This is a genomic window from Haloarchaeobius marinus (genome assembly GCF_051207415.1).
In the GTDB taxonomy this organism is placed as follows: Archaea; Halobacteriota; Halobacteria; order Halobacteriales; family Natrialbaceae; genus Haloarchaeobius.
This window is the reverse complement of the sequence record NZ_JBPKGD010000002.1, coordinates 370,807-389,796: the sequence shown is the minus strand read 5'-3', so window position 1 is coordinate 389,796 and position 18,990 is coordinate 370,807. Positions and strand designations below refer to the sequence as shown.

At 67.1% G+C, this 18,990-nt stretch carries 19 protein-coding genes and 1 pseudogene; 12 read left to right on the top strand and 8 right to left on the bottom strand.

From position 1 onward, the window contains the following. Positions 1–44: 44 nt before the first annotated feature. Entirely contained in the window at positions 45–482 is a 438-nt protein-coding gene (locus tag ACSC1W_RS08110; protein WP_435346472.1) for a hypothetical protein, read from the bottom strand. Positions 483–664: 182 nt separating this feature from the next. Here ACSC1W_RS08110 and ACSC1W_RS08105 point away from each other — a divergent pair, with 182 nt between their 5' ends. Together ACSC1W_RS08105 and ACSC1W_RS08100 are read left to right on the top strand one after the other, a co-directional pair. Beyond that, positions 665–1,276 carry a plastocyanin/azurin family copper-binding protein gene (locus ACSC1W_RS08105; protein WP_435346470.1) on the top strand — a complete coding sequence of 204 codons (612 nt, stop codon included), beginning with the start codon at positions 665–667 and terminating at the stop codon, positions 1,274–1,276. 197 nt (positions 1,277–1,473) lie between these two features. Beyond that, positions 1,474–2,003, top strand: a pseudogene (locus ACSC1W_RS08100) (helix-turn-helix domain-containing protein); the annotation flags it as partial. Positions 2,004–2,264: 261 nt separating this feature from the next. Here the strand turns inward: ACSC1W_RS08100 and ddfA are convergent. The 3 genes from ddfA to ACSC1W_RS08085 all read right to left on the bottom strand — a co-directional run bounded on the left by ddfA (position 2,265) and on the right by ACSC1W_RS08085 (position 3,610). Then, positions 2,265–2,564 (bottom strand): DdfA family disk-determining factor, encoded by a 300-nt coding sequence (gene ddfA, locus ACSC1W_RS08095; RefSeq protein ID WP_435346468.1) that lies wholly within the window; start codon positions 2,562–2,564, stop codon positions 2,265–2,267. Positions 2,565–2,747: 183 nt separating this feature from the next. Further along, on the bottom strand, positions 2,748–3,050 hold the full coding sequence (locus ACSC1W_RS08090) for a HalOD1 output domain-containing protein (RefSeq protein ID WP_435346466.1): 303 nt from the start codon (positions 3,048–3,050) through the stop codon (positions 2,748–2,750). A 65-nt stretch (positions 3,051–3,115) separates the two neighbouring features. Continuing rightward, on the bottom strand, positions 3,116–3,610 hold the full coding sequence (locus ACSC1W_RS08085) for an HTH domain-containing protein (protein ID WP_435346464.1): 495 nt from the start codon (positions 3,608–3,610) through the stop codon (positions 3,116–3,118). A gap of 514 nt (positions 3,611–4,124) precedes the next feature. Here ACSC1W_RS08085 and ACSC1W_RS08080 point away from each other — a divergent pair. Then, on the top strand, positions 4,125–4,529 hold the full coding sequence (locus ACSC1W_RS08080) for a DUF5658 family protein (protein ID WP_435346462.1): 405 nt from the start codon (positions 4,125–4,127) through the stop codon (positions 4,527–4,529). A 27-nt stretch (positions 4,530–4,556) separates the two neighbouring features. Here the strand turns inward: ACSC1W_RS08080 and ACSC1W_RS08075 are convergent, their stop codons facing one another. Together ACSC1W_RS08075 and ACSC1W_RS08070 are read right to left on the bottom strand one after the other, a co-directional pair. After that, positions 4,557–5,561: a lipid II:glycine glycyltransferase FemX gene (locus ACSC1W_RS08075; protein WP_435346460.1), complete on the bottom strand. Its 1,005-nt coding sequence runs from the start codon at positions 5,559–5,561 to the stop codon at positions 4,557–4,559. After that, complete coding sequence (locus ACSC1W_RS08070; protein ID WP_435346458.1) at positions 5,558–7,213, bottom strand: alkaline phosphatase family protein; 1,656 nt, start codon at positions 7,211–7,213, stop codon at positions 5,558–5,560. The genes ACSC1W_RS08075 and ACSC1W_RS08070 overlap by 4 nt, the downstream gene beginning before the upstream one ends. 371 nt (positions 7,214–7,584) lie before the next feature. Here ACSC1W_RS08070 and ACSC1W_RS08065 point away from each other — a divergent pair, with 371 nt between their 5' ends. The 3 genes from ACSC1W_RS08065 to ACSC1W_RS08055 all read left to right on the top strand — a co-directional run bounded on the left by ACSC1W_RS08065 (position 7,585) and on the right by ACSC1W_RS08055 (position 10,778). Beyond that, positions 7,585–9,417: a pectinesterase gene (locus tag ACSC1W_RS08065; RefSeq protein ID WP_435346456.1), complete on the top strand. Its 1,833-nt coding sequence runs from the start codon at positions 7,585–7,587 to the stop codon at positions 9,415–9,417. Between the two features lies 1 nt (position 9,418). Continuing rightward, positions 9,419–9,628: a hypothetical protein gene (locus tag ACSC1W_RS08060; RefSeq protein ID WP_435346454.1), complete on the top strand. Its 210-nt coding sequence runs from the start codon at positions 9,419–9,421 to the stop codon at positions 9,626–9,628. 313 nt (positions 9,629–9,941) lie between these two features. Then, positions 9,942–10,778 carry a beta-keto acid cleavage family enzyme gene (locus ACSC1W_RS08055; protein WP_435346452.1) on the top strand — a complete coding sequence of 279 codons (837 nt, stop codon included), beginning with the start codon at positions 9,942–9,944 and terminating at the stop codon, positions 10,776–10,778. A gap of 4 nt (positions 10,779–10,782) precedes the next feature. Here the strand turns inward: ACSC1W_RS08055 and ACSC1W_RS08050 are convergent, their stop codons facing one another. After that, positions 10,783–11,823 carry a lipid II:glycine glycyltransferase FemX gene (locus ACSC1W_RS08050; RefSeq protein WP_435346451.1) on the bottom strand — a complete coding sequence of 347 codons (1,041 nt, stop codon included), beginning with the start codon at positions 11,821–11,823 and terminating at the stop codon, positions 10,783–10,785. 278 nt (positions 11,824–12,101) lie between these two features. On the opposite strand from ACSC1W_RS08050, the gene ACSC1W_RS08045 reads away from it, so the two are divergent. Both ACSC1W_RS08045 and ACSC1W_RS08040 read left to right on the top strand, forming a co-directional pair. Beyond that, the gene (locus ACSC1W_RS08045; RefSeq protein ID WP_435346449.1) at positions 12,102–12,308 is read left to right on the top strand and encodes a hypothetical protein; all 207 of its coding nucleotides are present in this window, start codon (positions 12,102–12,104) and stop codon (positions 12,306–12,308) included. 42 nt (positions 12,309–12,350) lie between these two features. Beyond that, positions 12,351–13,478 carry a GNAT family N-acetyltransferase gene (locus ACSC1W_RS08040; protein ID WP_435346447.1) on the top strand — a complete coding sequence of 376 codons (1,128 nt, stop codon included), beginning with the start codon at positions 12,351–12,353 and terminating at the stop codon, positions 13,476–13,478. 35 nt (positions 13,479–13,513) lie between these two features. Here ACSC1W_RS08040 and ACSC1W_RS08035 read toward each other — a convergent pair whose 3' ends face one another. Continuing rightward, positions 13,514–14,452, bottom strand: coding sequence for a polysaccharide deacetylase family protein (locus ACSC1W_RS08035; protein WP_435346445.1), 939 nt, complete (start codon positions 14,450–14,452; stop codon positions 13,514–13,516). 539 nt (positions 14,453–14,991) lie between these two features. Between ACSC1W_RS08035 and ACSC1W_RS08030 the strand changes: the two genes are divergently transcribed. The 4 genes from ACSC1W_RS08030 to ACSC1W_RS08015 are packed head-to-tail and all read left to right on the top strand — an operon-like array spanning position 14,992 to position 18,989. Next, a complete protein-coding gene (locus tag ACSC1W_RS08030; protein ID WP_435346443.1) occupies positions 14,992–15,591 on the top strand; it encodes an acyltransferase in 600 nt (199 codons plus the stop codon). Further along, complete coding sequence (locus ACSC1W_RS08025) at positions 15,588–16,673, top strand: DegT/DnrJ/EryC1/StrS family aminotransferase (protein WP_435346441.1); 1,086 nt, start codon at positions 15,588–15,590, stop codon at positions 16,671–16,673. The genes ACSC1W_RS08030 and ACSC1W_RS08025 overlap by 4 nt, the downstream gene beginning before the upstream one ends. Further along, positions 16,666–17,634, top strand: a complete 969-nt coding sequence (locus tag ACSC1W_RS08020; protein ID WP_435346440.1) for a Gfo/Idh/MocA family oxidoreductase — start codon at positions 16,666–16,668, stop codon at positions 17,632–17,634. The genes ACSC1W_RS08025 and ACSC1W_RS08020 overlap by 8 nt, the downstream gene beginning before the upstream one ends. Next, positions 17,631–18,989 carry a nucleotide sugar dehydrogenase gene (locus tag ACSC1W_RS08015; protein ID WP_435346438.1) on the top strand — a complete coding sequence of 453 codons (1,359 nt, stop codon included), beginning with the start codon at positions 17,631–17,633 and terminating at the stop codon, positions 18,987–18,989. Before ACSC1W_RS08020 ends, ACSC1W_RS08015 begins: the two co-directional genes overlap by 4 nt. The last annotated feature ends 1 nt before the right edge of the window (position 18,990 follow it).

Here is an 18,990-nt window from a genome sequence, read left to right as displayed (position 1 = left end):
GGGACCCGGTTCCCGTTGCAGCACCGACAGGGCACCCACTTCGGTCACTCGGTCGCCCGTCCGTCCTGCGCAGCGACGTATTCGCGGATGCGGTCGTCGGCCAGGGCGTCGAGGACCCGGTCGGGGCCGACCACTTCGACCAGTCGTCTGACGCCGCGGGCCGTCCGTTCGTCCACAGTCTCCGGTTCCACGTACGTCCCGGACATGCGGTCGACGTCCCATTCGCGCAGTTCTATCAGTCGGTGGTCGGGGTCGTCCGAGAGTCGTTCATCGAACCAGGCGCACCAGCGCTCCCCGCCGTCGGAGTCGCCGTCGAGTTCGGACGCGCGCCGTATCCAGTCCCAGTGGTCGGCGACCGGCACGGGGTAGCCGAGTGCGAGCCGGTGGTCCGTCGTCTTCGCCACCGAGGCAGCCGGCGAGACCACCTGCACCGAGGAGGAGCGCCCCTCGTCCGAGGTACGTCCGTCGCGATACCCCGTCACGTCGTCCGGAGTCGTCGACCATGGTTTTCGGCTCGCCTAAAAACACGAGAGCGTTTCGATTCTTAGGCAGACCTAAAAACGGGGCGTCGGCCGCCGCCGCCGGCAGGTAGGACTTCATTTCTTCCGGTACGACACTTCTAACTTTGCACCGAGACGACCAATCTGGAAGTCACTACCGTCCCATGAAACGAGTCCAGTCAACGGCCCCTCGAACGACGGCGGTTACCCGACGGGGGTTCCTGCGGACGGCGGTCGGTGCGGGGGCTGCCGCCGGTGCGACAGCAGGGTCGGCGTCGGGACAGCAACAGACCACCGTCGACATGACCGACAGCCTCGTCTTCGACCCGGACGAGGTGACCGTCGCGCCGGGCGAGACGGTGCGATGGGTGAACGTCGGGAACATCGGTCACTCCGTGACTGCGTACGAGGACCAGATTCCGGAAGAGGCGGAGTTCTTCGCGAGCGGCGGGTTCAACTCCGAGAGCGCGGCCCGCAACGGCTACCCCGAAGGCGACATCCCCGGCGGGGAAGCCTACTCGTACACGTTCGACGTGGAGGGTACCTACGACTACTTCTGCATCCCCCACGAGGGCGTCGGGATGGTCGGGACCGTCGAAGTCTCGACCGGTGGTGGCGGCGAGGACGGGGCTGCCATCCCCTCGTTGCCCGAGTCGGCGCTCACCCTGGGGGTCGCCGTCACCGTCGCGTTCCTGAGCGTCCTCGGCGCCGCCTACCTGTTCATCAAGTACGGCGGGGACTACGGCCCGACGGCCGAGGACGAGGAGTCCGGCTGACGACCCGAGCGCCGACCGGTCGTCCCGAGCGATGTAAGGACGGATTACCACCTATCGTCCGGAGGTGACCCCGACCGAATCACCCGTTAGCGTCGCCGAGGACCACCTCGAAGTCTTCGAGTGTGGACGGCGAGCGTTCTCCCGACCGACCACGTCGAGCGTCAGAACTTTTTACTCACAGTCCGTCGTAGCGTCCGATGGAGCATCTCGACGATATCGCCGTCGAAGACCTGCAAGCGGCCCTCGACGACGTCGCCGGGAAGAAGCCCACCCAGCGACTGCTGGCGGCGATCGCGTACAAGAACGGTGTGACCCAGACCGAACTGGCCGAGTGGTACGGCGTCGAACGACGGACGATATACAGCTGGCTCCGGCGACTCGATACCGACGACCCCCTCGAACGGGCCGTCACCGATGCTAGTCGAACTGGACGGAAGCGAAAGCTCTCGGAGGCAGAGCAAGAAGCGTTCGAACGGGCAGTCCACGAGTCGCCGACGAACGTCGGTCTGGACGCTCCGGCGTGGACGCCAGCACTCGTCCAGCAGTATCTCCGGGAGACACACGACGTCGAGTACTCGATACCGAGCTGTCGGCGGTTGCTGAGGGAGGCTGGACTGCGGTACCGGAAGTCACCCCGGACGCCCGCCGAAGACGGCTCGACCGATTCTCGCGACGAGCGCGGACGTACCGACTGGAGATGGACCCCCGAGTAGTCCGCAGCGACCAGCCCCCCACGGGTGGCCACCGTCGGCCGTTCTGGACACGCTGACTGGCCGTTTCTGGCGAGTGCGACCGGGGAAGACCGGACCGAGGACACGTCGGAGGCTGGGGAGGCAGTAATGAAAAAGTATCTGTTATATATCGAACGCTTACAGGAATCGGAACCGGGTCGACGAGAAGTGACGTATCTTCCTGGCGGTCGCGAGTAACGACTTCTAACGAGAACTCCGTGCGTCGACGCCGGTGGGCGACCGACTGCGAGGCCGCGTTACGCTTCCCGCTCCACGACGAGTTCGCCGTCGCTGTCGACCGTCACCGAGACGCCGGCGTACTCGAACGAGACGGTGACGGGTGCCCGTCCATGCGCGGCGGCGTGGTCGAAGATAGCGTCGAGTGCGTCGGTGTCGACGGCGTCCGCCAGGACCGGTAACTCCAGTTCGTCACGTCCAGTCATGTCGGCGACCGCGCTGACGACCGCGGTAGTCGGTCGGTCGTACTCTCGCCATCGGACGACTCGACGCTCACCGGAGCCGTCACCGTCGTCTGGTTCGGAATCGTTGTCGGTCATGATGCATCGGACTGGTCGTTCGGACTCCCGCCCCGTGTCGTCCCACCACGGACGTACCGCCCGTTTCCAGCAGCCTCATTGTGGTCGTATGACATGGACGCACATAACGTTTCTGTGACGTACCGGTCGAAAAGCCGCGGCGTCTTCGGGTTCGGTCGGTCCAGAGAAGCGACCCCCGGGGGGTCAGACCGTCTCGACTTCGACCTCGACCAGTCCCGTCCTGGAGACGACGACTCGACAGCCCTCGTACTCGAACGTAACCCGAAGCGGCGGAGCGTCCTTCGTGAGCGGTGGCGTGAGGAGGGCGTCGAGACTGTCCGCATCGACGGTCGAGTCCAGCGGGTCGAGTTCTAGCGGGCCGACGCCGAGAACTTCGGAGACGATCTCGACCACGGCGACGCTCGGTGGCGTGTCACGAGACCACCGGTATCGGGCCCGGTAGACGTCGGCCGCGGGGTCGTACGTCGGACTCTCGTGTGAGTTCATACGTTCGGACGGTCGTTCCGTTCGGCTCCCGACCTCGTGTACGAAGCACCGGTTCCGAACTGGCCCTAGTTCGAGTCGACCCCGACCGGCACCGGTTGACTCGACGTCTGTTCTAGCGAAGTCAGTTCTTCGAGGCAGTCCTCGACGCTGTAGTGTTCCTCGCCGTAGATTGCGGGCGCGACACGCACGAGCTGGTCGTCGGCGTAGATGGCCACGCTGATGACCGGGAACTGGATGACCTCGTACTCCTCGCCGACGAACTCGTTCGTGACTGTCCGCTTCGAGAAGGCAGGACTCAGCGACCAGCCGGAGGACCTGGCCCACTGGTCGTACTCGCGGTACTTCTGGCGGGCGCGGCTGCACCACTCGTCGTCCGCGGCCGGTGTCAGCCGGTGCGCCCAGACGTGTCGTTCGAACTCGTCGACCGTGCCGGCGTCGACGAGGGACTCGATCTCGTCGATGGCGTCGCACTGTTTCTCGTACGTGCCGTGCATCGACGCACAGACGTAGAGCTCTATCCGGATGGTGTTCCCCGTGATTTGCGGTTCGAATTTATTCATTGTGGTCTGATAGTCTACCATCGGCGTACCCGATGTCCGTCAGATTCCGCCCGCAGCCGCGCGTACCGCTGTTCTCGGGGATAGCAACGCGTCGTGGGAAATCGCCCTTCCGTTCCCACGCGTCGTCGCTGGCGTCGACCCGACGAGTCCGCTCGGTCGTCGAAGGGGTGTACGACGCCCTCACACGAGGGACAGTCTGCCCACCGCCGACACCCGACGTCGTGCCCGTTGTCGACGAACACGTTCTGTCGCCAACCGCGGACACCGACCGACCTGAGTAGCCATCCCGTCCGAACTGCGCGACACGGCGAATCCGAACGATTCCCACCGTCTTTGTTACAGACGTACTACACCGGGGTAAGCAACGAATTACCGTAGTAAGGCCGTGGGCCCCCCGGGACGGCGTCCGACCGTCGAGAGGGTGAAGGTCGTTGCTCGCGGTTCGCACGGACGTGCCGGTTCGACCGTGGGAGTCACTCGCTAACAAAGAGGGTCTGTCGAAACCTCGCTACCGATGGCCACGACCGACTCGACACCGTCGGGGACCGACGTCACGCTCTCCCGCGGGCCGACCATCAGACAGGGTGTCGCCGCCGTCGCGCTGACGACCACGCTCGACGCGGTCACGACGCTCGTCGGGTTGACCTTCGTGCCGGGCGTCGTCGAGGGGAACCCCGTCGTCCGGGCCGTCTTCCGACAGACGGGCGTGCTCGTCGGCGTCGTCCTCGTCTCGGCGGTCGTCCTGGTGGGCATAACGCTCCTTACGGAACTCGCCGTCGTGCTCACGTACTGGTACCCCAACCCGGAGCCGTCGAGGACGACCGTCCGCTACCTCGGATACGGCATCCCGTCTGCGGTCTCGGTCGTCGCTGGCGTGAATAACCTCACCTTACTGCTCTCCGGCGTCTCGTTGCTGTAACCTGTATCGCCTGTCACGGGACTCCGGTCACCGGAGTCGCTGGTAGAGGTTCGCCGCCACGCTGGCGGGTTTGCTCGTGCGCTGGAGCCGGTAGTACGTCTCCAGTTCGGGCGCGAACTTCGCCTTGTAGTCCGATATCCGTTCGTTGTTCGCGCCGACGAGGTCGCAGCGTTCGGCGCCGCGCGCTCGCCCCTCGCACATGGCGTGCCAGTCGAGGATGTCGTTGGGGTCGATGGGGACGTCGTTCTCGGCCGTGCCGAGCCAGACGAGGATGGTGTCACCGAGTTCCAGCGTGACGCAACCGCCGACGAACTGGCCGTCGAGTTCGCAGACGTACGGTCGCAACACGCCGTCCGGGACGGCGTCGTACAGCGCACGGACGGTCTCGGCCGAGAGGGGGTAGTCGAGTCCCTGTTCGGCGTGGCGCCGTCGGACGAGTTCGACCGTGTCGTCGATGGCCTCGTGAGCACCCTCGTAGACGGAGACGTCGTACTTGTCCGCGGCGCGGATGTTGTTCCTCGCGTCGCTGCTGAACGCCATGAGCAGGTCGTCCTCGTCCTGGGTCAGGTCGACGACGTAGGTGTGACGAGGGACGACCGTCCAGCCGTTCCAGACGAACGGTCGCGGGTCGTCGAACGTCGCGCCGGTACGGACGTTGACGAAGCGCGGGGAGACGTGTTCGTCCAGCCAGTCGATGGCGTCGTCGACGAGGTGACGGAGGCGGTTCTCGCGTTTCCGGCGCTTGAGCGGTTGCCGGCACGTGAGGACCGGACCGAGGTACTCTACCTTGAGGTCAGGGGGTGGGGAGAACGCAACCGGCACCGGTCCGACCGACCGCTCGAAGAACGGGAAGAGCCCGACGGGTTCTTGCCCCTTCTGGGACAGCAACGCGTGCAGTTGCGTCCCCGAGTGGTCGGCGAGCACCTCCAGGGACTCGTAGAGGTGAAACGGCGTGCCGTGCGGGGCCATCCGTACGAGGTCGTTCCACCGGTCGCGCTCTTCGGGACCGAGTTCGACGATCTCGTAGCTCATTCGTCGCCCTCCAGGTAACCGATGTCGGCGAGGCGCTGCTCCACGTCGCCGGAGACGGTCCGCGACCGACGGTCCGGGTCGTACTCGGGATAGCTCTCGACGGCCGGTTCGGGCACCACGGAGAGCGCCTCGCCGTCCATCCGGTCGGAGGCCGGGACGTCGAGCGTCGAACAGAGCGTCGGGGCCACGTCGAGGAGGGTCGCCGCCTCGATGTGTCGACCGCTGCCGACGTCCGGGCCATCGAGGGCGACGATGCCCGTCGACTTGTGGTTCCACGGCTCTGTAGGGTCCGAGAACTGCTCCCCCCGGAGCGAGGCCGAGAGGAACTGGTCGAACGAGTTCGGGACGGTTAGCAGGTCCGGGGCCTCGTCCACGTAGGGGCCGTAGTAGACGACCTCCCGAGGGACGACGGACTCGAACACGGGGTCGCCGTCGGGCGTCCGGGCGCGTTCGAGCGTGGCACGAACCTCCTCCCGGACCGCGTCGTACTCGTTCTCCGAGACGATCCCGTTCGGTTCCCGGCCGGCGAGGTTGAGTCTGACGCCGAGTTCGATTCGAGAACGCATGAACGCGGTCGAGTTCGCGAAGTCGACGCGGCGCGTCCCGGCGCGCACCACGTCGTTCGGGATGCGGTCGGCGACGAACTCACCGACCCCGAGTCGGTCCAGGACGGCGTAGACCCGGTCGGCGGTGAGTCCGACCTTCGAGGCCGTGGCGACGGCGCGTTCCGCCGCGTCCATGGTCGGACTCTCGGACGCATCGCCGTCGTCCTCGTCGGCGTCGCCCTCACGGAATCGCTCGCGCGCGAGACTCGACCACGACGGCATCCCGGTTCCGTCGGTGGTCGACTTGACGTACCCGCGGTCGGCGAGGAACTCGTTGACCCGGAACTCGTAGCCGTCGTACTCGCCGATGCCGTGGTCGCTGGCGACGACGACCGTCTCGGGGTCACACTCGTCCAGCAACTGGGCGAACGCGTCGTCGACGGCCGTGTAGACGGACTCGACCGCACCCCAGTCGTCCGGACGTTCGTGGAAGACGGTGTCGCACACCTGAAACTGGACGAACCCGAAGTCCGGGTCGAACCTGTCCGCGAGGTACGTGAAGGCGTCCGCCCGGGACTGGACGCAGTCCCGGTAGCCCGCGAGCTGGTCCTCCCGGTCCTCGCCCTCGCGCGGGTACACGCGATAGCCGCCGAGTTCGTCCCTGAGTTCGTCGAGCAGGCCGTCGGGGTGACACGCCGGCCCCTCCGGGGCGACGTACCCCGGGACGAGTGCACCGGGGAAGGACTGTGCCGGATGCGTGACCGGCACGTTCACGACGACGCTCGTCAGACCGTGCTCGCCGAGCAGTTCCCAGAGTGCACGTTCCCGGACGTCGTCGTAGTTCACGATGTCCCAGTCGTACCCGTCGAACCGCAGGAAGTCGAACACGCCGTGTTTCCCGGGGTTGACCCCGGTGTACAGCGACGGCCACGCACTCGGCGTCCACGGCGGCAACTGTGACTCGAGTGGCCCCGTCGCACCGTCGGCGAAGAACGACGCCAGGTTCGGCGTCACGTTCGCGTCGAAGAGCCTGTCGAGTATCGGACGGCAGGCCGCGTCGATGCCGACGAGCAACGTATCGACGCCTGCGTCGGTCTCGGTACCCATTATGCCTGCTGGGACAGCGTGTCTACCCTTTGTTATAGGGTCGACTGTGGGCCGATGAACCGTGAGCTACCTGCCGACGGCCGTCGTCCGTCCGCCGGTGGAATCCCTCGCTTCGGCCCTGTGCTGGTGGTAAAGACGCCTTACCGTGGGTAGCGACGTATTTTCGTTTCCTGCCGGTCGCCCGGACAGTTCGTAGATTCCCGTTACCTGCGCTGTGAAGATTCCGGTCGCCAGTAGTCGAAACATACCCGTGCTTGGTACCAGCTGGTCGGGACCTGGTAAGTACCTGGTCAGTAACTTCGGGGTATGCCGTACGTTCGGGTCCCGAAGTGGTGAAAATTACTATTTCAGTAGCTTCTGGTTAACCGGCCATGGCAGAACGCCACTCCGACGATGAATCGGGTTCGAACGGAATCAGTAGACGCGACTCGCTTCGACTCGCCGGTACAGCAGCGTTATCCCTCGGTACACTGAGCGTACTCGGTGGGAACGCCGCAGCAGAGGGCGAGTTCGGAACGGTCGTCGACCTCGGCGAAGAAGGTCTGAGTTCCGGCGACGAAATCGACCCCTACATCGACCAGCACTTCCAGAGCGGGAACGAGGTGCACATCCCTCCGGGCGAGTACCAGTGGAACGGCACGCTCGACGGTCCGAGTTCGGGCGACGCCGCGCTCATCGGTGACGGCAACATCGGGGACGTCGTCTTCAACGTGAACGACACGTTAAGCGGTAGTTTCAGCCACGACAGCGGGACGGTCCTGTTCCGTAACGTCACGTTCAAGGGCTCGAACCCCTCGCCCAAGGCTGGTATCGAGTTCTCGGTCGGCGGCACGCTCCGCTTCGAGCACATCCGTGCGCCCGACGGCGCGACCCAGGAGGAGGACCGCTTCCTCTACGCGAGTCGCGACCACACCGGCATCGCCTACGTCCGCAACTGCTACTGGCAGGGCTTCGCCAACAACGGCGCGTACACCGACAACGGTCGGGTCATCTACGAGAACTGCGTCGCCCACAACAACAACATCGCCGGCATCCGCATCGGGACGGGCGACAGCGAGGTCTACAACTCGCTGATCATCATCGACGAGACGCCCCCGACGGACGGCGCGAACTCCTCGAACGGTCGCGGTATCCGGGTCCGCGAACCCGGGACGCACGTCATCGAGAACTGTGACTTCGTCTACCGGGGCGTCTCCGGTGCGGGGTCGCCCGTCGAACTCCGTGCGTCGGAGACCGCCGGCGTGATGCGGAACTGCCGCGTCCTCAACGAGACCGACCAGCCGGTCGTGCGCAACAAGAGCGACAACGCAGACTGGAGCGTCGAGAACGTCCACCTCTCCGGCGACGGTAACCTCGAGATGGAGGGCGTCGACACCTCCTCCGTCGTCACCGGGAGCAGCGCGGACGCGCCGCGTACCGACTTCGCCGAGTTCCTCGGCGCGCCCATCGACGCGGGCACGTCCGAGACGACGACGGACACCAGCACCGAGGAGACCACCACGAGCACGCCCGACGACTACGAGAACGTCCTCTCGCTCCACGCCTCGCCCGACAACCCGGACGAGAACCTGGACGTCTCCGTCACCGTCTCCGGCGACGCCGAGTTCGCCGACGAGGCCGAACCCGACACCGACCAGCTCGTCTCGAACGACGACGGGTCGACGACGCTCACCAGCGTCGGTCTGGACCCCGACGCGCTCGACTCCTACATGTTCGACGGCGAGATCGTCGACTACACGGTCACCGACGGCTACGTCGTCGACGTCTCGCTGAACGGGTCGATGACGACGTGGGGGGAACTCGTCGGCGACGGGTCGAGCGGTGACAGCTCCACCGATTCGACCGACGACGGTTCCACCAGCCAGTCGTCCACCGACGACTCCACCAGCGACGACGGCAGCACCAGTCAGGAATCGTCCACCGACAGCAGCAGTAGCAGCAGTAGCGACCTCCCGAACGAACTCGTCGTCGACAGCCGAGACGCAGACGAGGTCACCACCTACACGGTGACGGTGTCCGGCGACATCGAACGCGACGATGCCAGCAGTACCGGCAGCGGCAACTTCGACGACATGGAGGACATCGCGCGCGACGGGAAGGTCCTCGGCGTCGTCCACGACGGCACGGACGTCTTCCGGTACTCCGGCGAAGTGACCGCCGTCAGCTTCGACGGCAGCGCCGACGTCACGTTCTGGGGGGTCTAGGATGGCGTCCATCGAGAACAAGTGGGAGAACGCTCCCGCCGACCCGGACCCCGAACGCGACCTCGAGTATCGACTGCTCGACGTCGACGTCGTCACCGCCGAGCAGTACGGGCAACTGCTGCTGTTGCCCAGCGACGATACGATGCTGAAGGAGGACGCGTTCATCGTCGCCGACGAGGACGCGGTCGTCGACCTCGGCGAACACACCTGACCGGGGTCCGCTGCCGGCCCGTCCACCGGTGACGGGTCGGACCACCGCTCCCCGACCAGGTCCGGCCACGTCCCGCCACCCGGACCCTCGTACCCGCCGTGGATACGGGTTCCCCTCGACGCTCGCGACCCGACCGGCCCCGTCTCGTACCAGCGGCCGCCGGTCGGCGTCCCTTCTGCGCTCGTGTTCCGTCGCCGTAGCCCCCGATTTTCGGGACACGGAGTGTCGGTCGTCAAGCACTGCATACCACCGTCAGTCGCCAGTATACACTGCAAAACAAAACGGTGCAAACCCTTCGACTCCGGGCAGTAGCATGACCTACGACGATTATCTCTCGGGGAAGAAACTCATCCTCACCGTGGCGACGACAGGCGGTGTACACGGCAAGGACGCGAACCCGAACCTTCCGGAGCAACCCGAGGAGATCGCCGAACAGGTGGCCGAGTGCGAGCGTCTCGGCGCGTCCATCGTCCACGTACACGGGCGGGACGAACACGGCGAGAACAACGCGGCCCGACTCCAGGAGGTGAACGACGCCATCAGGGAGCAGTGTGACGACATCATCGTCCAGAACACGACCGGCGGGCAGGCGACGTTCCCCGAACGGGTGAAGGGCATCCGGACGAATCCCGTGCCGGAGATGGCGTCTCTGGACCTCGGGCCGTTCAAGCGCGACCAGCACATCATCACCGAACACACCCGGTACAACATCGACCAGCTGGCCACGGAGATGCAGGAGAAAGGCATCAAGCCCGAACTCGAGTGTTTCAACAGCGGCCAGCTCCAGGAGGCGAAACGGCTCATCGACGAGGGCTACCTCGAGGAGCCGTACTACATCAACATCATCTTCGGGGGACAGGTGTTCACGCCGCCACACCCCCGCCAGGTGCAGGCACTCGTGGACACGCTCCCCGAGAACTCCGAGTTCAATCTCCTCGCGACCGGCCGGCACCAGCTCCCACTGACGACGTTCGCGGCCATCCTCGGCGGTCACATCCGGGTCGGGATGGAGGACAACCTCTACTTCGAACGCGGCAAGCAGGCAGAGAGCAACCAGCAACTCGTTCGCCGCACCGCCAACCTCGTCGAGCACCTCGGCCGGGACCTGGCCACGCCCGACGAGGCGCGCGAGATGCTCGGGATGACGTGACCGGTCAGTACGTCGCCAGGCGGTAGAGTCGCCGACCCGTCTTGAACGCCATCCAGCCGGCCCGGGAGTGCCCTCGCTGCCACTGCGGCGTCAGGACGAGTTCACCCCCGTACCGCGCCTTGTAGCGGAACACCCCGTCGTCGAAGTGGGCACCCGTCGCGCCGAAGTCGTAGTACCGGTACCCCTCGTCGATGCCCCACTCGATGCCGTACCGGTGCAACGCCTCCGAGACGTTGTGTTCGTAGCACGTCTCGTCCGGGACGGCCGCGAACCAGTAGTGGACCGTGTCCTGTTCGTCGTCGAGGAGGTAGAGGTACGAACCGACGTCCTCGCCGTCGTGGCTGGCCGTGACCACGAGGACGCGCTCGGAGAACTCGGTCACGAGTGCCTCGTAGAACTCGAACGGGTAGGGCTCCCCGCCGACGCGCTCTACGTTCGCGGCGTAGTCCGGATAGGTGTCGCGGGCGGTCGAGGCGTCGCACGTGCGCTCTCGCACCGACACGTCCTCGACGGCGTCGATGGCCCGTCGGCGACTGCTGTGCATGTTCTCGCGCAGGGCCTCCCAGCCCCGGTCCAGGTGGAGACGGAACCGGCAGTTCACGTTCGTCGGTTCGTAGCCCCGCTTGGCGAGCCACTTCGCGTAGCGGCCGTACGCCGTGTCCGACCCACGAATCGTGTGATAGAGTACGCCCGGGCCGGTCGTCGACTCGAGTTCGTCGAACAGCAGGGGGAGGCACTCGCACTCTCTGGCACCGACGATGGGACCGCCGAACCCGGGTTGCAACGAGACGGCCTCGCGGGCGGGCAGTCGGTCGACCAGGGCCGGGTCCCCCGGGACGTGCACCGGTCGGACGACGTTGGGGAGCACGGCCACCGGGTTCTCCCCCTTCGAGACGACGACGTGCAACGGTTCGTACTCGGCGACCGTGTCCTCGGTGAGCGCCAACCACTCGTGGCGCTGGAAGACGCTGCCGAGGTCCGACTGCTCGACGAGGTTGTTCCACTGGTTCGGGTCGACGTCGTGGATGCTGTCCAGTGCGGACACTGTCAGGTCGGACTCGACGCTCTGCCCCGAAGACCGTGCAGCCGACGAGACGAAACCACCCAGGCCGAGCCACGACACCACAGGTATCGACTCGAACATACGACGACTCCGACGGGGTAGGACATAGTTACGCGCTTTATTACGCGACGTATCGGCCGTATTCGCCGGTCCCAGCGCCTGACGTGACTGGGGTAACGTGAGACGAACCGTGGTGCGGCCTGCCCTGTGCGGTCCCTAATGAACGCATTACATTGGTCGCTCTCGGTGGACGTGGACCCATGGGTTGCCCGTATCTCGAGTACCGTGAATTCGACGAAGACGGCGAGAACGACCACGAACGCCCCTACTGTGCCATCCAGGAGGAGTTCGTCTCGCCGATGAAAGCGGACATCTGCAACGACCGGTTCGAGTTCCACCACGCCGAGCACTGCGAAGTGTACGAACGACCGGAGGCACTGGAGGCCGAGCCCGCCGACGATGATTGAGAAACGTCGGCGGTCGAGGACAGCACCGGCCGCCAGGTGCCGATGACGACCTACGAACCGGACGGCACGGACGAGACGTACCGGATTCGGTTCCTTCGACAGGACGAGCGAGAGGCGTTCCTCGACCTCTACCGCCCGATCATGGGGTCCGCGTCGCCGGAGTGGTTCGACTGGAAGTACGTCGAGAACCCCGCCGTCTCGCACGTTCCGGTCCTCGTGGCCGAGGCCGAGTCCTCCGGCGAACTGGCCGCGGCCCGCCCGCAGGTCCCCTACCGGATGGTCGTCGACGGCGAGGAGACGCTCGCGCTCCGGTTCGGCGACACCATCGTCCACGAGGACCACCGGCGACGGGGCCTGTTCACCGCGACGACCACGGAGGCGATGGACTACTACCGGCGACACCCGCCGGCGTTCGCGTTCAACTTCCCGAACGAACTGTCCGAACCGGGCTACCTCAAGTCCGGGGGCCACGTCGTCGAGGAGATACCCACGCACTATCGGGTCCAGGACCCGGCGGGGCTCGCGGGCAAGGCCGATAGCTCGGTCCTCGCTCGCGTGGCGAACGCCGGGGCTGGCGTCGTCGACGCGGCGACCGCGGCGGTCGACGCCGCCAGGCGAGTGCCAGACGGCGTCCGGGTGATGCGACACGAGCGCCCGCCGCCGGGACGCCTCGCCGCGCTCGCCGACGGGTCGAACGAACCCGGCATCCACGCCCGTCGCGACGAGGCGTTCTACGGGTGGCGCTTCCGGAATCCACGCTGGGAGTACCGGGCGTACGTCGCCGAACGCGACGGCGAGGACGTCGCCGCGCTCGTCACCGGCACCGGCGAACGGGACGACGCGGTGGTGACGAACGTCATGGAACCGGTCCCCCTCGACCCCGGTGCCCGTCCGCGAGACGCGACGCGCGCGCTGTTCGAGGCGGTCGTCCGCGACGCCGACGAGTCGGACGTGGTCGCCTTCGCCGGCCGGAGCGTCGACCGGTCGCTACTGCGTCGGTTCGGCTTCCTGCCCGACGACCGACGGCCGCTGTCCGCGGTCACGTCCCCGAGCAGGCACGTCGCCTACGACCTCACGCGAGAGGACGAACCGTCCTGGCGCGTCGGCGGCCTGGAGTTGCGTCGGCCGGAGAACTGGGCGCTGACGCTCAGCGAACACGACTCCCGGTGAGGGCCTCCGTCTGAGCCAGTCGAGAACGCGCCCGGTCAGTCCCCCGTGGTGGGGGTCGGCCCACGCTGCCGTGCCTGCTCTGCAACGTCCCGCATCGTCCGGATAGACACCTCGCCGCGGTCGCTGTAGTCGCCGACGAGTTCGCAGATGCGAGCCATCCGGTCGACGTGGCGTCTACTGACCAGGTTGTTCGGGTGGAGCCACAGGTGGAGGATGCCGTCCGAACTGCTCGCCGCCTCCAGCCCCCGACGCACCTTGGCGACCACGGGGTCCTCGCGGACCGTCGCCGCGAGGGTCCGGGTCAGGCCCTCGAACCCGTAGAGGAACAGCGACGCGGGGACGTTCACGAGTCCGTTCCCGTCGACCGACGGTTCGACCAGCGTCGGCGTCCGGGGTCCGATGGTCGCGTCGCGGAACTTCCCGAGTTTCTGGCTCACCTCGCCGCGCTGGTCCGGCCGGTGGCCGCGGTAGCACTCGATGGGCGACTCGGCGAGCACGTCGAGGTGGCCGATGTCGTTCCGGGGGAACACGAACGAGACCGGGTCGATGCCGGCGCGCCGTGCGACCTCGACCGCCGCATCCACCTCGGCGCGCGCGAGTGCGGTCGAGGTCTCCAGGGACCCGAACTGGACGTGCGAGAAGGTGTGTATCCCGACGTCGTGGTCCACGTCCGCGTTGACCGTGGCGCCGACGAGTTCGGGGGCGTACCTGAGTTCCGGGTCGGCGAGCAGGCCGTTCTGCTCGGAGTGGAACCAGCCCATCGGGGCGGGGATCTCCCTGTGGCGCCGGTCGCACGAGCTGAGGAAGAGGTGGCCCACGACGGCCCACGTCGCCGGTATCTCGTGTTCGTCGAACAGGTCGAGCAATCGGCGCCACCCGTTTCGACCGGCGCGAGCGCGGTCGCTCGGGGGCGACCGCTGGTCGTGAAAACCCCAGCCAAGTTCTGCGTCGACGGAGACTACCACGGAACCCATATAGCGAGAGTCGGGGACGCGCGGACCCTTAGTATAGCCCGGCTACCTGCTCGACGCGCGATAAACTCCGGTCTACCGGTATCGGGCGGCGTGAGTCCCCCGTTCCAGCGCCTCGCCCCACCTCGGCGGGTCGACGGTCCCGACCCGGGGTCACGACGAACGGCCAGGAAGGACCCACCGTCCGAACCGGTCACAGTCGTGCGAAACAGGGCACACGCGGATGGCCTGCTCGTCGCGACGCGGTGACCGTCGACGGGCAGGTAGCGGTTGCCTCCGAACGGCGAGTTCGTACGGGGACCCGGTGCGGTCGCGTCGACTCCACAGTCGTGTGAAGCCGGCACACGAACCGCGGATTCGCAAGACACAGACGGGTTAAACGACGTGGGAAAGGTGCAAGTACTGCATAACAAAGGACGGACGAACAGACCTGCGTAGCAATCCCGGACGTATCGCCGGGGACCATGGAGTACTAGCAATATGTCACACGATATCGTTCTCGAACCAGCAGGCAGACGTGCACCCGAACGGGGGCCACACAGATGAGTGAGGAGCGTCGTGAAACGGGCGGCGAGTACGGGGCAGGTGACGGGTTCGTCGACCCGACAGCCGTCCTCGGGACGCCGCCGGACGGCGACCCGCCGACGCTGGGTCGCGAACCGGTCATCAGGGCGGGGACCGTGGTCTACTCCGACGTCGTCGCCGGCGACGGGCTGCAGACCGGGCACCACGCGCTCATCCGTGAGGAGACGCGCATCGGCGACGACGTGACCGTCGGGACGCGGGCGGTCATCGACGGTCACACCAACGTCGGGTCGGACGTCAGTATGCAGACCGGCACGTACGTCCCTTCGTACACGAGCATCGGCGACCGGGTGTTCCTCGGACCGAACGCCACCCTCACGAACGACCCGTACCCGATGCGCCAGGAGATGGAGCTCATCGGGCCGAAACTCGAGGACGACGTGAGTATCGGCGCCAACGCGACGATACTGCCCGAGTTGACGGTCGGGGAGCGGTCGTTCGTGGCCGCCGGCGCGGTCGTCACCGAGGACGTACCGCCGCTGACGCTCGCCACCGGCGTTCCAGCGACGTTCGAACCACTCCCCGACGGACTCGACGAGCCGAACGGTGGAAGATGATCGACCTGGTAGACCCCACGATCAGCAAACGGTCGCGCGAGCGCGTCGACGACCTGCTCGTCTCGGGGCGACTCGCCGACGGCCCCGAGGTCAGGACGTTCGAGGACGAGTTCGCCGAGTACTGCGACGTCGAGCACGCAGTCGCGACGTCCAACGGGACGACGGCGCTCCACACGGCACTGCACGCGACCGGAATCGGCGAAGGTGACACCGTTCTCGTGCCGCCGTTCACGTTCGTCGCGACGGCGAACGTGGTCCGCATGCTCGGGGCCGACCCCGTCTTCCTCGACGTCGACCGGACGACCTACACCCTCGACGCCGACGCCGTCGAGGCCTACCTCCGCGAGACCGACGGCGAGGCGGACGCCGTCATCCCGGTACACCTGTTCGGCCTGCCCGCCGACGTGTCCCGGCTGCGTGACCTCGGCGACGCGTACGACGTGACCGTCGTCGAGGACGCCTGCCAGGCCCACGGGGCGCAGGTCGACGACCGGCCCGTCGGGTCCATCGGCGACGTCGGCTGTTTCAGCTTCTACCCGTCGAAGAACATGACGACCGGGGAGGGCGGGATGCTCACGACGGACGACGACGACGTCGCGGCACGGGCCCGGCAGTTCGTCAACCACGGGCGCGACTCCGCCGGCTACGACCACGTCGACGTCGGCCACAACTTCCGGCTGACGAGCATCGCCGCCGCCATCGGCCGCGAACAGCTCCGACAGCTGCCGCAGTTCAACCGGCGGCGACGGGCCAACGCGGCCATCCTGACCGAGCGTCTCGACGACCTGCCGGTCAGGACGCCGCGGACCCCGTCCGACCGCCTCCACGTGTTCAACCAGTACACCATCCGCGTGGACCGGCGCGACCAGCTGGCCGACCACCTGGAGCGCGCCGACGTCCAGACGGGCATCTACTACCCGACGCCGATCCACCAGCAACCGGCCTACGAGTCGGTCTCCGGGTCGTATCCGGTCTCGGAACGACTCGCCGACGAGGTCCTGTCGCTTCCGGTCCACCCGGGACTGGACGACGACGAGGTGAAACGCGTCGCCAGCGAGATACGGAGGTTCCACCGTGACTGACGAGGTCCTCGCCGCGGGCGTCATCGGCGTCGGGAACATGGGTGCGAACCACGCCCGGGTCTACGCCGACCTGCCGGAGACGCGCCTGGTCGGCGTCACCGACGCCGACGCCGAGACGGCCCAGTCGGTCGCCAGAAAACACGGGGTGCCGGCACTCCCGCAGTCAGCCCTGCTCGAACGGGCGGACGTCGTCTCCGTCGCCGTGCCGACACCCTACCACGTCGAGACGGCGAAGGCGTGCATCGACGCCGGCGTCCACGTCCTCGTCGAGAAACCGTTCGTCCACGACGTCGAGGCGGGACGCGACCTCATCCGCTACGCCCGGAACGAGGGCGTGACGCTCCAGGTCGGCCACGTCGAACGCTTCAACCCGGCCGTCCAGGCGCTGCAGACGTTCGTCGACGACCTCGACGTCGTGGCGATGTCGGCGCGTCGCCTCGGTCCCCCGCCGAGCGACGGGGGCCGGGATTCGGTGATGCTCGACCTGATGGTCCACGACTTCGACGTGTTGACCACGCTGGTCGACGCCGAGGTACAGACGATGTCGGCCGTCGGGACGCTGTCCGACCGGCACGTCTCGGCCCAGCTACGGTTCGACGACGGGACCGTCGCCACGCTCGACGCGAGTCGCGCCACCCAGCAGAAGGTGCGGGAACTGACGGTCACGGCCGGCGAGTGCTACGTCACCCTCGACTACCTCGCCCAGTCGCTCGAACTGTACCGTCACTCGCTCTCCGAGGTGGTCGCGGACGACGGGAACGTCCGCCACCGCACCGCGAGCGTCGTCGAACGCCCAATCGTCGAGAACGGCGAACCGCTGCGGAACGAGCTCCGGTCGTTCGTCGAGGCGGTCCGGACCGGCACCGAACCCGAGGTGACCGGCGAGGACGGCATCCGGGCCGTCGAGCTGGCACAGCGCGTCGAGCAATCGCTCGACCGACGCGAGGTGGTCGAGCAATGAGTCGACTCGAGACGGACGCGCCGTACCCGCCACCGGGGGACCAGGCGACGTTCGCCGCCGCGTTCCAGCGCGGCCGGTACCCCGTCGCGGTGTACGGACTCGGGAAGATGGGACTGCCCCTCGCCGGGGTGTTCGCCGACGTGTCGAGCGACGTCGTCGGCGTCGACGTCGACCCGTCGGTCGTGGCGGCCGTCGAGGACGGCCGGAGCCACGTCGGCGGCGAACCGGGCCTCGACGACCTCGTCGCGGAGACGGTCGACCGTGGCGCGCTTCGCGCGACGACCGACGCCCGCGACGCCGCCGACGCCGCGAGCCTCCACGTCGTCATGGTCCCGACGCCGATCCGGGAGGACAACGAACCGGACCTGTCGATACTGGCGGACGTCGCCCGCGACGTCGCCGCCGGACTCGACCCCGGCGACGCCGTCTTCGTCGAGTGTACCGTCCCGCCACGTACCTGCGAGGACTTCCTCCAGCCCCTGCTCGCCGCCGAGAGCGGCGTCGACCCGGACGAGTTCGGCCTGGCGTTCTGCCCGGAGCGCACGATGAGCGGTCGGGCCATCGAGGACATCCGGGGGAGCTACCCCAAGATCGTCGGCGGCGTCGACGACGAGAGCACCGAACTCGCCCGTCGCGTCTACCACGAGATAAACGACAGCGGCGTCATCACGGTCTCCGACGCCACCACGGCAGAGTCAGTCAAGGTGTTCGAGGGCCTCTACCGGGACGTCAACATCGCCCTGGCGAACGAACTCGCCCAGTTCACCTCGGACTTCGGCATCGACGTGAACGAGGCCATCGAGGCGGCGAACACCCAGCCGTACTGCGACATCCACACGCCCGGTGCCGGCGTCGGCGGCCACTGCATCCCGTACTACCCGTACTTCGTCATCGGTCAGTTCCGCCGGGAGGCGACGCTCCTGCGGACCGCCCGCGAGGTGAACGACGAGATGCCGGTGTTCGTCGCCGACCGCCTCGGCAGCCAGCTCGGCGAGGTCGGCGTCGACGTCGAGGACGCGACCGTCGCCGTCCTGGGACTCACCTACCGCCCCGGCGTGAAGGAGTTGCGTGCGACGCCGGCACTCCCCCTGGCGAAGCGCCTCCACGCCAGGGGTGCGACGGTCCTCGGCGTCGACCCCCTGCTCGACGAGGCGCCGTCGTTCCCGCTGGAACTCGTCCCCCAGGAGTCGCTGTACGACCGTGACGTCGATGGCGTCGCCCTCGTCACGGCCCACGAGGAGTTCGAGGCAATCGACTGGGATGCGTTCGAGAAGCCACTGGCCGTCGTGGACGGTCGGCAGGCCCTCGACCTGGACGACACGGACCACGCCGTCTACACGGTCGGAGGTGGGTGAG

Coding starts and splice junctions, on each gene's coding strand:
- ACSC1W_RS08025 (WP_435346441.1), top strand. CDS start 15,588: ATGATCGACCTGGTAGACCCCACGATCAGCAAACGGTCGCGCGAGCGC.
- ACSC1W_RS08080 (WP_435346462.1), top strand. CDS start 4,125: ATGGCCACGACCGACTCGACACCGTCGGGGACCGACGTCACGCTCTCC.
- ACSC1W_RS08045 (WP_435346449.1), top strand. CDS start 12,102: ATGGGTTGCCCGTATCTCGAGTACCGTGAATTCGACGAAGACGGCGAG.
- ACSC1W_RS08085 (WP_435346464.1), bottom strand. CDS start 3,610: ATGAATAAATTCGAACCGCAAATCACGGGGAACACCATCCGGATAGAG.
- ACSC1W_RS08030 (WP_435346443.1), top strand. CDS start 14,992: ATGAGTGAGGAGCGTCGTGAAACGGGCGGCGAGTACGGGGCAGGTGAC.
- ACSC1W_RS08070 (WP_435346458.1), bottom strand. CDS start 7,213: ATGGGTACCGAGACCGACGCAGGCGTCGATACGTTGCTCGTCGGCATC.
- ACSC1W_RS08090 (WP_435346466.1), bottom strand. CDS start 3,050: ATGAACTCACACGAGAGTCCGACGTACGACCCCGCGGCCGACGTCTAC.
- ACSC1W_RS08075 (WP_435346460.1), bottom strand. CDS start 5,561: ATGAGCTACGAGATCGTCGAACTCGGTCCCGAAGAGCGCGACCGGTGG.
- ACSC1W_RS08015 (WP_435346438.1), top strand. CDS start 17,631: ATGAGTCGACTCGAGACGGACGCGCCGTACCCGCCACCGGGGGACCAG.
- ACSC1W_RS08060 (WP_435346454.1), top strand. CDS start 9,419: ATGGCGTCCATCGAGAACAAGTGGGAGAACGCTCCCGCCGACCCGGAC.
- ACSC1W_RS08105 (WP_435346470.1), top strand. CDS start 665: ATGAAACGAGTCCAGTCAACGGCCCCTCGAACGACGGCGGTTACCCGA.
- ACSC1W_RS08035 (WP_435346445.1), bottom strand. CDS start 14,452: ATGGGTTCCGTGGTAGTCTCCGTCGACGCAGAACTTGGCTGGGGTTTT.
- ACSC1W_RS08065 (WP_435346456.1), top strand. CDS start 7,585: ATGGCAGAACGCCACTCCGACGATGAATCGGGTTCGAACGGAATCAGT.
- ACSC1W_RS08055 (WP_435346452.1), top strand. CDS start 9,942: ATGACCTACGACGATTATCTCTCGGGGAAGAAACTCATCCTCACCGTG.
- ACSC1W_RS08040 (WP_435346447.1), top strand. CDS start 12,351: ATGACGACCTACGAACCGGACGGCACGGACGAGACGTACCGGATTCGG.
- ddfA (WP_435346468.1), bottom strand. CDS start 2,564: ATGACCGACAACGATTCCGAACCAGACGACGGTGACGGCTCCGGTGAG.